A 12861-nucleotide genomic window follows, 5' to 3' on the forward strand; every position below is an offset into this window, starting at 1 on the left:
AAAAGCCACTCAAATTAATCAGGTTAAACTTGAGTGGCGTAATCTTATTGCTAAGTTGTAATTTACTTAGCGCTCTACGGATTTCGCTTCGTTTAGCTGGTTTTTCTTAATGATGGAATCGTAGTAGCCGGCGAAAGTGGGACGTTCAAAGTGCTTACCGTCCCCAGGTTGGGCTAACAACTCTCCTTCGTGCCAAGCTAGCTTGCCGTTACATATGGTTGAGGTTGCACAACCATTTACAGTCATGCCTTCAAAGATATTGAAATCAATTTTAGACATCTGGGTATCAACACTTAGGGTCTTACTCGAATTTGTATCCCAAATAACTAGGTCAGCATCAGAGCCAACAGCGATAGCGCCTTTTTGTGGGTAGATATTGAATATCTTAGCTGTGTTGGTTGAGGTAATAGCAACAAACTCATTTGGTGTCAGTTTACCTGCGTTAACACCTGTTTCCCAAAGAACAGCTAACCGTTCTTCAACCCCCGCTGTACCATTTGGAATTTTAGTGAAATTATCTTTACCCATGGCTTTTTGTTCTGCACAAAAAGCACAGTGGTCTGTCGCTGTGGTATGTAGCGTACCAGATTGAATCCCTTTCCAAAGTGCATCTTGGTGGAATTTAGGTCTGAAAGGAGGGCTCATTACATGAGCGGCTGCTCGACCCCAGTCAGAATCTTGATAAACACTGTCATCTATTACTAGGTGGCCAGCTAGACATTCACCATAAATTGTATGGCCAGAGTTTTGTGCATACTGAATGGCATCGACCGCTTCTTTTGTCGAAACATGTACTAAATAAAGTGGCGCGCCTAACGTGTTCGCAATACTAATTGAGCGGTTGGCCGCTTCACCTTCAACCGAAGATGGGCGAGAGAGTGGGTGAGCTTCTGGGCCCGTAATACCTTGTTCTAATAATTGTTGCTGAAGGTGGTAAACCAACTCGCCGTTTTCGGCATGTACTGTTGGCATGGCGCCTAATTCTAAACAACGACTAAAGCTTGCTACCAAGATATCATCGGTCGCCATGATGGCATTTTTATAGGCCATGAAGTGCTTAAAGCTATTTACACCATAGTTCTGGGTTAGCTCTGCCATTTCTTCTTTAACACTTTCATCCCACCAAGTAATGGCAACGTGAAAACTGTAGTTCGCATGGGATGACTGGGCCCAGTCTTGCCATTGGTGATAGGCTTCAATTAAAGACTGCTGAGGACTTGGGATAACAAAATCTATAATAGAGGTTGTACCACCCGCTAAAGCGGCTGCTGTGCCTGCTGCAAAATCATCTTTTGCTACCGTCCCCATAAAAGGCAATTGCATATGAGTATGGGGGTCTATACCACCAGGCATAATTAACTTTCCACTGGCATCGACGACTTGTGTGTCTTTATCAATTTCTAAGTCTTGACCTATTGCGGTAATTTTACCGTCTTTACAATAAATATCTGCTTGATAGCTAATTTCGTGAGTGACTATGGTTCCGCCTTGTATTAGTAAGGACATGGCTTCTCTCCCTAAGAGCAATTAAAGAATAGGGCACCTAATACAACGAATGAATAGGTGCCTAATTTGATAAAAGATGAATTATTGAGCTGAGGTTGCACCATCAGAGATGGCTTGGTTTTGCTGTTGACCTGCGACAAAGTAATAAATAACTGCACCAGAGATGGCACCAGTAAACCAACCGTAGCTATAGAACCAGGTCAGTACATCAAAGGTTAATGAGATAACAGTGACGGCAACAGGCAGGCAGAAGGCAATAAAGCCAGCGCTATTAAACAAAGGGTATTGATTGTCTTTGCTATAAAGAGAAACAAGATCCAGTTGTTGGCGTTTGATTAGGAAGTAATCAACCATCATGATGCCAGCGATCGGGCCTAATAAACTTGAGTAGCCCAGTAGCCAGTTAGAATACATACTCTCAACACTGACATCTGAAACAATCCAGCCCATCTTTTTCATCAGTTCCCAGCCCATCAGCAGAATACCGACAACCCCTGTCATTAATACGCCACGTGTGTGGTCTATGTATTTAGGTGCAATGTTTTGAAAGTCATTCGTTGGTGATACAACGTTAGCTGCGGTATTGGTTGAAAGGGTGGCAATAATGATTAGGAACATAGCAATAGCAACCCAGAATGGGTTGTCTATTTTACCAATAAGACTGATAGGGTCTGATACGGTTTCACCAACTAGGTTAACGGATGCTGCGGTTAAAACAACGCCGAGTGCCGCAAAGAAGAACATAGTAATAGGTAGGCCTATGATTTGACCTATGATCTGGTCTTTTTGTGATTTTGCATAGCGGCTAAAATCAGGGATATTAAGAGACAGCGTCGCCCAAAAACCTACCATGGCGGTTAAGCCTGCAAAGAAGTAGCCCCAAAAGCCAGCATCTGCTGGACGGTTGGCTGGAATCGCAAGTACTTCTGAAATCGATACTTTATCGCTGGCCCAAAACATCAACCCAAGACCTACCACTAATAAAAGAGGAGCAGATAATGTTTCAAGCCACTTAATAGATTCTGAGCCTTTTATAACGATGAAAATATTCAAAGCCCAGAATATAAAGAAGCCAATCACTTCTCCTACAGAGCCTAGGCTTGCCCAGCTATCTGAAAAAGAGGAAAAGAGTAGATGTATCGCTAATCCGCCAAACATGGTTTGAATACCGAACCAACCGCAAGCGACAAGACCTCGGATTAAACAAGGAATATTTGAACCAACTATACCAAAGGAAGAACGTAATAAAACAGGAAAGGGAATACCATATTTGGTACCAGCAAAAGCGTTTAATGTGAGTGGTAAGAGTAGAACGACATTAGCAAACAAGATGGCTAACAAGGCTTCGGTAACAGATAAACCAAAATAAGCAGTTAATACACCGCCAAGGGTATAGGTTGGAACACAAATAGCCATGCCTACCCAAAGGGCGGCTATGTTTACTTTATTCCAGGTTCTTTCTTTTACTTTGGTGGGCGCCAGGTCGGCATTATAATAATCACTTTTTTCTAGGTCTGGGCCCACTTGGAGCTCATAAAAATCATCTACTTTAACTGACTTACTGGACATGACACTTACCTCATAATCGTTAATTGGATGTGACAAAAACTACCTATTGAGCAAATCTATTTTCTTACGGTTAACCCTCAGATTTGTTTGCTTTAAAGGTAAACCCCATGCAATTGCCCCATGGGGTTGTTAAGCAGACGTTTTTATTGCTCTGCAATACGTTTACTTGCTTCTAGCATTGTGTGTAACAGTACATTGGCACCTGCTTCACACTCTTCTAAAGTGGTTGATTCGGCTTCATTATGACTAATGCCGTTGAAACAAGGGGTAAAAATCATCCCAGTTGGAACGAGATCCGCCATGTAGCAAGCGTCATGACCTGCACCAGCATAAATATCCATGTGAGAATACCCCAGCATTTCTGTTGCCGCTTTAACATCATCAGAAGCATTAAATTCTACTGGTGCAAAATACCAAAATGGATCTACTTCAATTTCAATATTACGCTCTAGTGAAACTTGCTTACAAAAAGCGAGCAATTCCTGATGCATGGTTTCAAGTACGGTGGGGTCAGGGTTTCTAAGGTCAGCACTAAAACTGACGCGTCCTGGAATGGTGTTACGTGAATTTGGATAGACATCCATATAGCCAACTGTACCTAACCCATTTTCGTGACGGTGGGCTATTTTCTCCATTTCACTGACTATCATGGCACTTGGAATAAGGGCATCTTGTCTGAGGTGCATAGGTGTGGTGCCTGAATGGGATTCACGACCTTGAATTTTGATGTTGTACCAGCGAATACCTTGACCTAAGCGGACAACGCCAATGCTTTTCTTTTCATCTTCTAGAATGGGGCCTTGCTCGATATGGGTTTCAAAAAAAGCACCTAAATGACGGCTACCTGGTTCATCTTGACCTTTGTAGCCAATACGCTCTAGCTCATCACCCAATCTTATGCCGTTAACATCGGTTTTATTTAATTCTGTTTCTAAATCAAAGCGGCCGACATAAACCCCAGAACCTTGCATGGCCGGTTGAAAGCGAGAGCCTTCTTCATTTGTCCATACGGAGAATTCCATGGCTGTTGGGGTTTGAATATTGTTTTCATGTAAGGTTCTAAGCACTTCGACACCAGCAAGTACACCAAACACACCATCAAACTTACCACCTGTGGGTTGAGTATCTAAATGACTCCCAGTGCCAACAGCTGGAAGAGAAGGGTCTGTTCCTTCACGACGAGCAAAGACATTACCCATCTTATCAACACTGATTTCGCAACCTGCTGTTTTACACCAGCTAACGAACAAATCCCTTGCTTGACGATCTAGGTCTGTTCCTGCGAGGCGGTTACAACCTCCTTTCTCTGTGGCACCAAATTGTGCCATTTCCATTAAAGTGCTCCATAAACGATCACCGTTAACTCTTAAATCATTCATCTTCTTTCCTCAACTCAGTCTCAATTTATATATTTTTATTTTAGTTTTTAAAATAAATTAAAGTCTTCCAGTTCCCATGCAATGCAAGGTAAATAGGGGCTTTAAGGCAACTTATCTTTAATATTTTAATTTACCAAATGGTCAAAAAAACATTCAAAAAAATATGACTCAATTTCAATATTTAATTGGAGTCTGATTTCACAAAGCTAAATCTATGCCAAAAATAAGTTTGATTAAAGTGATGAGCTTTTTACTCAGTGTGAGTTAATAAACTTTAAAATTTATTTAAGCGTTAATCAACTCTATGGATTCGATATAATTAATAAATTAAAAAATATTAATCTTTAGTTAACGGATTACTTAATTAAAAGAAAATAGTTTATAGAAAAGGAAAGGCTAATATTCTCTTAGGCGGCGTACTATCTGACTATTTCGAAGGCTTGAAGTATGCTATGTTTGCGGCAATTTCGCATCATTGATACATATTTAGGACACTCTGTCTGATGATAATGAAAACACCACGAAAGCCATCAAGTAACCGAGTATTACTTGAAAATCGAATTTTACGTGCTGCAGAGAAGGCGTTTGCAACCAAGGGTTTTAGTGGAACCTCTATGGAATCCGTGGCGGACTCTGCCGGAATATCGAAACAAAATCTCATTTATTACTTTTCATCTAAAGAGGCGCTTTACCACAAAGTGTTGCAAGTTATTCTAGATTTGTGGGTCGAGAAAATGGTGTTTAGTGATGATGAAGATGCTTCACCAAAACAGGTTATCGAATCCTATATTGTTGAAAAACTTGCACTTTCTAGAGACTACCCTGATGCCTCTAAAGTATTTGCACATGAAATAATTAATGGTGCTCCCGTTTTAAAAGATTATATGGTGAGCCATCTTAAGCCTCAGTTTGAACGAGATGTACAGCTGGTTAAGCGTTGGATTGCAAAAGGGTTGATTGATCCAGTTGAACCTGAGCATTTGTTTTTTACCATTTGGGCGTCGACTCAAACCTATGCAGACTTTTCGATTCAGATTCAACTACTGATGGGTAAAACCAAGCTAGAAGCGGATGACTTTGACGTAGCGGCTAAGTTCTTATCAAACTTTGTGCTTAAGGCCCTAGGTGCACAAAACGAATAATTTTTTGTTTTCTCTCTTCAGCTAGAGAATTCTCGCATTTTATCTTATCAAATTGCTTTTTTTAGTATTTAAAATTAAAGACTAAAAAAAGCAAAAAAACCTTCAAAATCAAATTCTTCTTTTAAAAACTAAATGTCGGTTTTCTATTTTTCGTGTTATTTAATTCGGTTATTAAATTTACGTTATTCTGACATTTAAATAAAAACTTTCTCACTCTCAATTTAAGAAAACACTTTACCTTCAAAAAATAATTGTGTTATTTATAAAATTATACCAAATGGTAAAACTTTTTATTTAACGAAAAATATTATGTTTTTAGATCTTATATTCGTTATTAGGTAAGAGTTGAAATACCTTGTGACCATATAGTTTGAGGGTGAGTAAATGCTTAAAAGAAGTGAGGCTTTACAGCTAGAAGGGATTACAGGACCTGATTTGTTCTCCTTGTGCCAAAGTGCAGGGCGAATCAGGGATGAGCACTTTGGCAGAGTGCTCACCTATTCTCGAAAGGTATTTATTCCACTGACCAATATGTGCCGTGATACCTGCGGTTATTGCACTTTTGTTAAAACACCAAAATCTGGTGAAGGCAATATTATGTTGCCAAGTGAGGTGCTAGAGACAGTTTTAAAAGGTCAAAAACAAGGTTGTAAAGAAGCGCTTTTTAGTCTGGGAGAAAAGCCAGAAGCAAGGTATCGCTATGCTAAGGATAAGCTTGCTATGTTGGGCCATGATGCCATGTTGGATTATGTGCGAGAACAAGCCCAAGTCGTTTTAGAGAAAACTAGCTTACTACCTCACATCAATGCGGGTGCCATGAGTTTAGCTGAAATGCGAGCGTTAAAACCCGTAGCGGCCAGCATGGGAATGATGATTGAGAGCACAAGCAAACATCTAATGAAAAAAGGCCAAGCCCATTTTGCCTGTCCTGATAAAGAGCCCGAGATACGCCTGAATACGCTGAAATATGCAGGCCAACTAGATATTCCCTTTACCACAGGTATTTTGATTGGCATAGGTGAAACCTGGCAAGACAGAATCGATAGCTTACTCGCTATTAATCAAATCCATCAGGAATATGGCCATATTCAAGAAGTCATAGTGCAAAACTTTAGAGCAAAAGCTGGCACTGAAATGGCAAAGCACCCTGAACCCGATTTAGATGATATGCGCCGCACCCTCGCATTAGCACGTTTAATTTTAGATCCGTCTATTAGCTTACAAGCACCACCAAATTTAGAAGAAAGATATGGCAGCTATGTGTCTGCTGGAATCAATGATTGGGGTGGTATTTCTCCAGTTACTCAAGACTTTATTAACCCTGAGAGGGCATGGCCACAAATTGATAGTTTGGCAGAAGCTTGTCGTGGTTTGGGTTATGACTTGAAAGAAAGGCTAACCGTATACCCGCAATATTTGGATGAAAAGCGTGGCTATCTAGATCCTGCATTAGCATCGAGAATGCCTTTCCTTGCAGCACAAAATGGGCTAGCAGCAGAGCAATGGAAAAACCTTTAATTGGTTATGAGAGAGAAATTTAAAATGAAAAATAATAATCTAATCAATGCTCAACAGACAGAATCAACGTCAGCTTTATTTCACTTTGAGCAAACTGAGAAACAAAAAGATGCCAGTAGAGACTCACTTATACCCATTAGCAAAGATGCTAGACACCAATTTTTATTAGCCTCAAATGCTGCCTACGCCAAACAATCTAAGCAGCTCGTCGCCAAACTTAAAACGATAGATTTACCTACTGCGGAAATACTTTATCAGGCGCTAAAAGGGCAAGAAATCAGCGTGGAACAAGGGACTTATTTATTTAAGGCTGAGCAGAGTGAGTATCAAGCTTTATTGGAAACGGCAGATTTAGTGAGACAGCAAAGGTGTGGGGATGACGCAAGTTTTGTCATCACTCGCAATATCAACTTTACCAATGTGTGCTACATGGGCTGCCGCTTTTGCAATTTTGCTAAAACAAAAGAGCAAGAAGGTGCTGAGTTTTTAAGCTTTGATGAAGTTGCAAATCGAGCAGAAGAAGCTTGGAACCGAGGAGCGACAGAGGTTTGCATTCAAGGTGGTTTACATCCTGATATCGATAAATACTATTATAAAAACCTTATTATCGCTGTTAAAAAACGTGTTCCTGATATCCATATCCATGCTTTTTCTCCTTTTGAAATTTGGTATGGGGCTAAAAAAGCGCGTATGACGCCGCAAGCCTTTTTGACTGAATTAAAGGCTGCTGGTTTAGGTTCTATGCCAGGCACTGCTGCAGAAATCTTAGATGTTGAAGTACGTAAGCAATTAACTAAAAACAAACTAACCACGGAAGACTGGATCACCATTATTAAAGCGGCCCATGAAGTTGGGGTGAAAACTACTTCAACCATTATGTATGGTCATGTTGACCAGCCTCACCATTGGGCTGCTCACCTAGGTTTACTAAGAGACATCCAAAAAGAGACCGGAGGGATTACCGAGTTTGTGCCTCTAGGTTTCATTCATTATGAGACCAAACTTTATAATGATAACCCTGATTTAGTTCGCCCAGGGCCGACTCGATTAGAGCATTTTAAAATGCATGCCGTGGCGAGACTTATGTTGCAGGGCCACATAGATAATATCCAAGCTTCTTGGGTAAAAATGGGGCCAGAAACGGCGACTCAAATGTTACAGGCTGGGGCAAACGATCTGGGTGGCACCTTGATGAACGAAAGTATTTCTCGTGCTGCTGGCGCCAAACACGGTCAGGAAGTTGTGCCTGAAATGATGGTCGATAATATTCATAAAGCCGGTTTGAATGCCACAAGACGTAGCACTTTATATCAAACCTTAGAAAGATATCCTTCTCCTAAGCATGCTCTTAATACAAATATTCCTAGAGCATCTGAGCAGATTGACCTCTTGGGGGTGGTTTAATTATGTTAAATCACACATCCCATAAAGGGCTGAATGTTTTGTTATTAGCAGGTGGCGTTGGTGGTGCAAAAGCCGCTGAGGGGCTAGCTAAAACAGGACACAAGGTCACAATTTTAGGCAATATTGCCGATGATCAAGAGTTTCATGGACTATGGGTATCGCCAGATATCGATACATTGGTTTATAGCCTTGCAAATGTGATTGATAGAAACCAAGGCTGGGGACTGAGCGGGGAGTCTCATCGAGTATTAGATAGACTTGAAAAGCTGGGTGCGGATACTTGGATGTCACTTGGTGATCTGGATTTCGCCACCCATATCTATCGCACTCAGGCCCGCAAAGAAGGTGTACCTGCTTCTGAGATCGCCGCATCAATCGCTCAAAGTTTTGGTGTCAAACCCCCCATACTTTTGCCGACTAATGAGGTGGTTCAAACTCAAGTAGAAACGGAAGATGGCTGGCTTTCATTTCAAGAATATTTTGTTAAAAAACGCTGCCAGCCTGATGTTAAAGCCATTCGTTTTGAAGGCATTGAGCAGGCGAAACCTACTCCTGAAGCCTTAGCCGCTATTGCTGACGCTGATGTCATTGTATTTGCGCCAAGTAATCCGATTGTCAGCATTACACCTATTCTTAATGTGCCTGGTATCAGGGAGGCGATTAAAGAGAGTGCAGCGAGAAAAGTGGCCGTTTCTCCCTTTATTGCGGGTAAAACGGTGAAAGGGCCAGCAGATAAAATGATGGCAAGTGCTGGTGTGGACGATGGGCTTTTAGGCGTTGCTCAACTCTATCAAGGTTTGGTTGATGACCTTGTTATTGATACCCAAGATACTGCTTTCATCGACTTGCTTACTCAGATGAAATACGGGGTTCTTAGTCGTAACATCTTGATGCAATCCCTTGCCCAAAAACAAGCTTTAATGGCTGACGTTGTGAACTTTGCTTCTTCGAAATTAGATACTAATTTGCAGGTGGCAGGATGAAGACGATCAATCTTGTTATTCCTATGAAGGCACCAGCAGAGTCTAAACAGAGATTGAAATCAGCTTTAGGTCGGGATCAACGTTTCAAGCTTGCAATCAGCCTTTTTGAGCAAACACTGGCTTTCTTTCATCAACACTTTAATCACCTTCCTATTTTAGTGGTGACAAGTTCTGATCTGATCGCGAATTTAGCAAGACGATATGAGGCTAATGTTTTGCTTGAGGAGCAATCTGATGGTCTTAATTTAGCCTTAGAAAAAGCAACTCAATGGAGCATAGAGCAAGGCTTTGCTAGCCAGCTTATTTTGCCTGCGGATATTGCCTGTCTAAAAGTCGAAGAGATCGAGAAATTGCTTCATTTTGAGATGGGTAAACAAGGCGTTGCTATTGCACTTGCTAAGGATAAGGGGACCAATGCTTTATTGTGTTCTCCCCCAGATGCCATTCCTTTTTGCTTTGGATTTGAATCTTCAAAGGCACATCAAATTGAAGCTTTAAATAAATCCTTAGATTGTCATTTATTAGACCTTCCATTTCTCGGTCAAGATGTTGATTTACCAATAGATCTTGCTTATCTAAAGGCGCCTTTAGATGCTTTGAATCGCATCAATTTAATCTCTAAAAATACCTTAATAGGAGGGCAATATGCCAATCTCAATGGATGAAGAATTAAGTGTTTTTAGACTGCCAAACCTTGCTGACTTTAAGCCAGGTGATGATGCAGCGCTCGCTATTATAGAAGCGGTTAATCAACTCGAATCACCACTGCAAGAAGGTGATATTTTGGTGATTGCGCACAAGATGGTGTCTAAATGTGAAGGTGCTGTTGTCAATCTACATGAGGTGAAAGCTAGCCAAGATGCGATTCAGCTAGCCAAAGAAGTGAACAAAGACCCACGAAAAGTAGAGGTGATCCTATCTCAATCAAAGCGCATTGTGAGAGCCATTAAACGCCCTGATCAGGAAGAAGGTGTGCTTATCGCTGAGCATAAACTTGGCTTTATTTGTGCTAATGCGGCGGTAGATGAATCAAATGCAGATGAGGTAAATCAGTTAATAACCTTACCTAAAAATCCAGATAAAAGTGCAAGAGAGATTTGCCAACGCCTTGAAGAGGCATTTGCCTGTCGTATTGGTGTGGTGATCAGTGACACTTTTGGAAGGCCATGGCGTTTGGGCCAAACCAATGTGGCAATTGGTCTTGCTAATGTGCCCGCCATTACTCACATGCTTGGAGATCAAGATGCCTTTGGTCATGAATTAAAGGTGACAGCCCCAGCTTTTGCCGACGAGTTAGCAGGTGCATCGGGTCTTTTAATGAGTAAGAGTGGTAAGTGTCCCGTCATTATTTTTCGTGGTCTTGAGTGGCAAGCCGAGGATAGTCATGCCTCTGATTTGATCAGGGCAGCAAATGAGAACCTTTTTAAATAATCGCAAATTTTAATAAACAGTGTTGAAGACAATCAATGTGAGGGTAAAGGATGAGTATTGCAATTATTGGGGGCACAGGGCCTCAAGGTAAAGGCTTGGCATTACGTTTTGCTAGAGCTGGAATTGATGTTGTTTTAGGTTCTCGTGATGGAGAAAAGGCGGCTAAAGATGCTTCCCAAATGAGTGAATTGTTGCCAGCGGGTAGTGCCAGTATTTCGGGTATGGGCAATATAGAAGCGACTCAAGCGGCTGAGGAGATGGTGATTTTTGCCGTGCCTTTTAGTGCGCATGAGGCAAGCTTGTTGAGTTTGAAACCACATTTAGCAGGCAAGATATTAATCGATATTGTCGTTCCTTTGGCTCAAGGCAATCCAAAAGCGGTTGATATGCCAGCTGAAGGGTCTGCGACCGAAGCAGCGCAAGCACTTTTAGGTGAGGATATTCCTGTTGTCGGGGCTTTGCATAATGTCTCTGCTGTGACCCTCAATGATTTAGAACACGAGATAAATTGTGACGTTTTAGTTTGTGGTAACCAACTTGCTGCTAAGAAAAAAGTGATGGCACTGATTGATGTATTGGGTGTACGCACCTATAACGCTGGCCTTGCTGATAGTGCTCGTTGTATTGAGGCAATTACGCCGATTTTAATTCGTTTGAATATTTCTAAGGATGTGCCTTTTTCACATGCAGGTATAGGGGTGCTGCCACCTCAACATGACTAGATAACTTAGTTGTGCTGACAAAGGTATTTAACGGCTTTTGACATTATTCAAGAGTGGAACAGATTGTTAGACGTAAATGTAAGTAGATGAAAACAATAAAAACTTGAAGACAAAGAGGAATAAAGAATGGAATTTGGTATTACTTTTAAAGGCTTCGTGAGCCCAAATCGTGCTAGAAATTTAGTGAGACAAGCCGAAGAAGCAGGCTTTGATTATTGCTGGTTCTATGACTCTCATATTTTGTGGCGTGAATCATTTGTTGCTATGGCTATGTGTATGGAGCATACAAAAACCATGCGTTTTGGACCTTGCGTAACTAACCCTAATATTAGAGATTGGTCTCTTTCTGCTAGCCTTTATGGCAGCTTGGCAGCGCAAAGTGGCGGCCGTTTTGATATTGGCTTAGGCCGTGGTGACTCATCTATGAGGGTGATGGGTAAGAAGCCAGCACCTTTGGCTCGTGTGGCTGAATTTACACATAAAGTAAAAGCCATGGTTCGCGGTGAAGAAGTTAGTTATGGCGAGTGTGAAGAGCCTGTTAAGCTACCTTGGGCTGATGGCTATGAGTTACCCGTTTGGATTGGTGCATATGGCCCTAAAGCCCTTGCTACTGCAGGTGAAGTGGGTGATGGTGTCATTTTGCAAATTGCTGAACCCAGCTTGATCACCTGGTTTAAAGACCAAGCGATTACAGCGGGCGAAGCTGCCGGTAAAGACATGTCTAACTTTAAAGTTCAGGCTGCTGCTCCTGCTTACTTCGGTAAGATGGAAGATTGTGTCGAACACACTAAATGGTTCCCAGCTATGGTAGGTAACCATGTGGCAGATATCGTTGAGAAATATGGTGCTGATTCAGGGCTTGTACCAAAGAGTCTAACGGATTATATCGAAAACCGTAAAGGTTATGATTATTCAAAACATGGTCAAAGTGATAACCCTTATCTAGATTTCATCTCTGAAGATATTGTTAAAAGTTTCTGCGTATTAGGCGAGGTGGATGATCATATTGCGAAAATTCGCAATCTTGAAGAAGCGGGTACCACTCAGTTTAATATCTATTTAGATAATGGTGATGAAGAAAACATCATTGCCCAATACGGTAATCACATTATCCCTGAATTTAAAAAAGGGTAAGTTCAGGCTTTCTCCCTTGTGTGGCACTGTCATTTTCATGTTAGTGCCACTTTTCCTCTCTTCATTCCTGCTT

11 protein-coding genes are annotated in these 12861 nt (G+C 41.4%); 8 read left to right on the forward strand and 3 right to left on the reverse strand.

Features of this window, described 5'->3' with window-relative positions; genetic code table 11:
• Nucleotides 1-66: 66 nt before the first annotated feature.
• The 3 genes from hydA to OA91_RS21490 all read right to left on the reverse strand — a co-directional run bounded on the left by hydA (nucleotide 67) and on the right by OA91_RS21490 (nucleotide 4454).
• Nucleotides 67-1506: a dihydropyrimidinase gene (hydA, locus tag OA91_RS21480; protein ID WP_063339793.1), complete on the reverse strand. Its 1440-nt coding sequence runs from the start codon at nucleotides 1504-1506 to the stop codon at nucleotides 67-69.
• Nucleotides 1507-1587: 81 nt separating this feature from the next.
• Nucleotides 1588-3075: an NCS1 family nucleobase:cation symporter-1 gene (locus tag OA91_RS21485; protein ID WP_063339794.1), complete on the reverse strand. Its 1488-nt coding sequence runs from the start codon at nucleotides 3073-3075 to the stop codon at nucleotides 1588-1590.
• A 143-nt stretch (nucleotides 3076-3218) separates the two neighbouring features.
• The gene (locus OA91_RS21490; protein ID WP_063339795.1) at nucleotides 3219-4454 is read right to left on the reverse strand and encodes a Zn-dependent hydrolase; all 1236 of its coding nucleotides are present in this window, start codon (nucleotides 4452-4454) and stop codon (nucleotides 3219-3221) included.
• A 503-nt stretch (nucleotides 4455-4957) separates the two neighbouring features.
• Here OA91_RS21490 and OA91_RS21495 point away from each other — a divergent pair.
• From OA91_RS21495 to OA91_RS21530, 8 genes are all read left to right on the forward strand, one after another.
• Nucleotides 4958-5596, forward strand: coding sequence for a TetR/AcrR family transcriptional regulator (locus OA91_RS21495; RefSeq protein ID WP_231870434.1), 639 nt, complete (start codon nucleotides 4958-4960; stop codon nucleotides 5594-5596).
• Nucleotides 5597-5980: 384 nt separating this feature from the next.
• Entirely contained in the window at nucleotides 5981-7114 is a 1134-nt protein-coding gene (gene cofG / locus OA91_RS21500) for a 7,8-didemethyl-8-hydroxy-5-deazariboflavin synthase CofG (RefSeq protein WP_063339796.1), read from the forward strand.
• A 24-nt stretch (nucleotides 7115-7138) separates the two neighbouring features.
• Entirely contained in the window at nucleotides 7139-8518 is a 1380-nt protein-coding gene (gene cofH / locus OA91_RS21505) for a 5-amino-6-(D-ribitylamino)uracil--L-tyrosine 4-hydroxyphenyl transferase CofH (protein ID WP_231870435.1), read from the forward strand.
• A 2-nt stretch (nucleotides 8519-8520) separates the two neighbouring features.
• Nucleotides 8521-9501: a 2-phospho-L-lactate transferase gene (gene cofD / locus OA91_RS21510; RefSeq protein ID WP_063339797.1), complete on the forward strand. Its 981-nt coding sequence runs from the start codon at nucleotides 8521-8523 to the stop codon at nucleotides 9499-9501.
• On the forward strand, nucleotides 9498-10166 hold the full coding sequence (cofC, locus tag OA91_RS21515) for a 2-phospho-L-lactate guanylyltransferase (protein WP_063339798.1): 669 nt from the start codon (nucleotides 9498-9500) through the stop codon (nucleotides 10164-10166). Before cofD ends, cofC begins: the two co-directional genes overlap by 4 nt.
• Nucleotides 10147-10932 carry a coenzyme F420-0:L-glutamate ligase gene (cofE, locus tag OA91_RS21520; RefSeq protein ID WP_231870436.1) on the forward strand — a complete coding sequence of 262 codons (786 nt, stop codon included), beginning with the start codon at nucleotides 10147-10149 and terminating at the stop codon, nucleotides 10930-10932. The genes cofC and cofE overlap by 20 nt, the downstream gene beginning before the upstream one ends.
• A 50-nt stretch (nucleotides 10933-10982) precedes the next feature.
• Complete coding sequence (gene npdG / locus OA91_RS21525) at nucleotides 10983-11654, forward strand: NADPH-dependent F420 reductase (protein WP_063339799.1); 672 nt, start codon at nucleotides 10983-10985, stop codon at nucleotides 11652-11654.
• A gap of 126 nt (nucleotides 11655-11780) precedes the next feature.
• A complete protein-coding gene (locus OA91_RS21530; protein ID WP_046018804.1) occupies nucleotides 11781-12788 on the forward strand; it encodes a TIGR03842 family LLM class F420-dependent oxidoreductase in 1008 nt (335 codons plus the stop codon).
• Nucleotides 12789-12861: the final 73 nt, after the last annotated feature.

This window comes from Marinomonas sp. SBI8L (genome assembly GCF_001624705.1).
In the GTDB taxonomy this organism is placed as follows: Bacteria; Pseudomonadota; Gammaproteobacteria; order Pseudomonadales; family Marinomonadaceae; genus Marinomonas.

Excerpts from the sequence above, each read along its gene's own strand:
- cofD (WP_063339797.1), top strand. The coding sequence starts at position 8,521 with ATGTTAAATCACACATCCCATAAAGGGCTGAATGTTTTGTTATTAGCA.
- cofE (WP_231870436.1), top strand. The coding sequence starts at position 10,147 with ATGCCAATCTCAATGGATGAAGAATTAAGTGTTTTTAGACTGCCAAAC.
- cofH (WP_231870435.1), top strand. The coding sequence starts at position 7,139 with ATGAAAAATAATAATCTAATCAATGCTCAACAGACAGAATCAACGTCA.
- OA91_RS21485 (WP_063339794.1), bottom strand. The coding sequence starts at position 3,075 with ATGTCCAGTAAGTCAGTTAAAGTAGATGATTTTTATGAGCTCCAAGTG.
- OA91_RS21530 (WP_046018804.1), top strand. The coding sequence starts at position 11,781 with ATGGAATTTGGTATTACTTTTAAAGGCTTCGTGAGCCCAAATCGTGCT.
- cofG (WP_063339796.1), top strand. The coding sequence starts at position 5,981 with ATGCTTAAAAGAAGTGAGGCTTTACAGCTAGAAGGGATTACAGGACCT.
- hydA (WP_063339793.1), bottom strand. The coding sequence starts at position 1,506 with ATGTCCTTACTAATACAAGGCGGAACCATAGTCACTCACGAAATTAGC.
- npdG (WP_063339799.1), top strand. The coding sequence starts at position 10,983 with ATGAGTATTGCAATTATTGGGGGCACAGGGCCTCAAGGTAAAGGCTTG.
- OA91_RS21495 (WP_231870434.1), top strand. The coding sequence starts at position 4,958 with ATGATAATGAAAACACCACGAAAGCCATCAAGTAACCGAGTATTACTT.
- OA91_RS21490 (WP_063339795.1), bottom strand. The coding sequence starts at position 4,454 with ATGAATGATTTAAGAGTTAACGGTGATCGTTTATGGAGCACTTTAATG.
- cofC (WP_063339798.1), top strand. The coding sequence starts at position 9,498 with ATGAAGACGATCAATCTTGTTATTCCTATGAAGGCACCAGCAGAGTCT.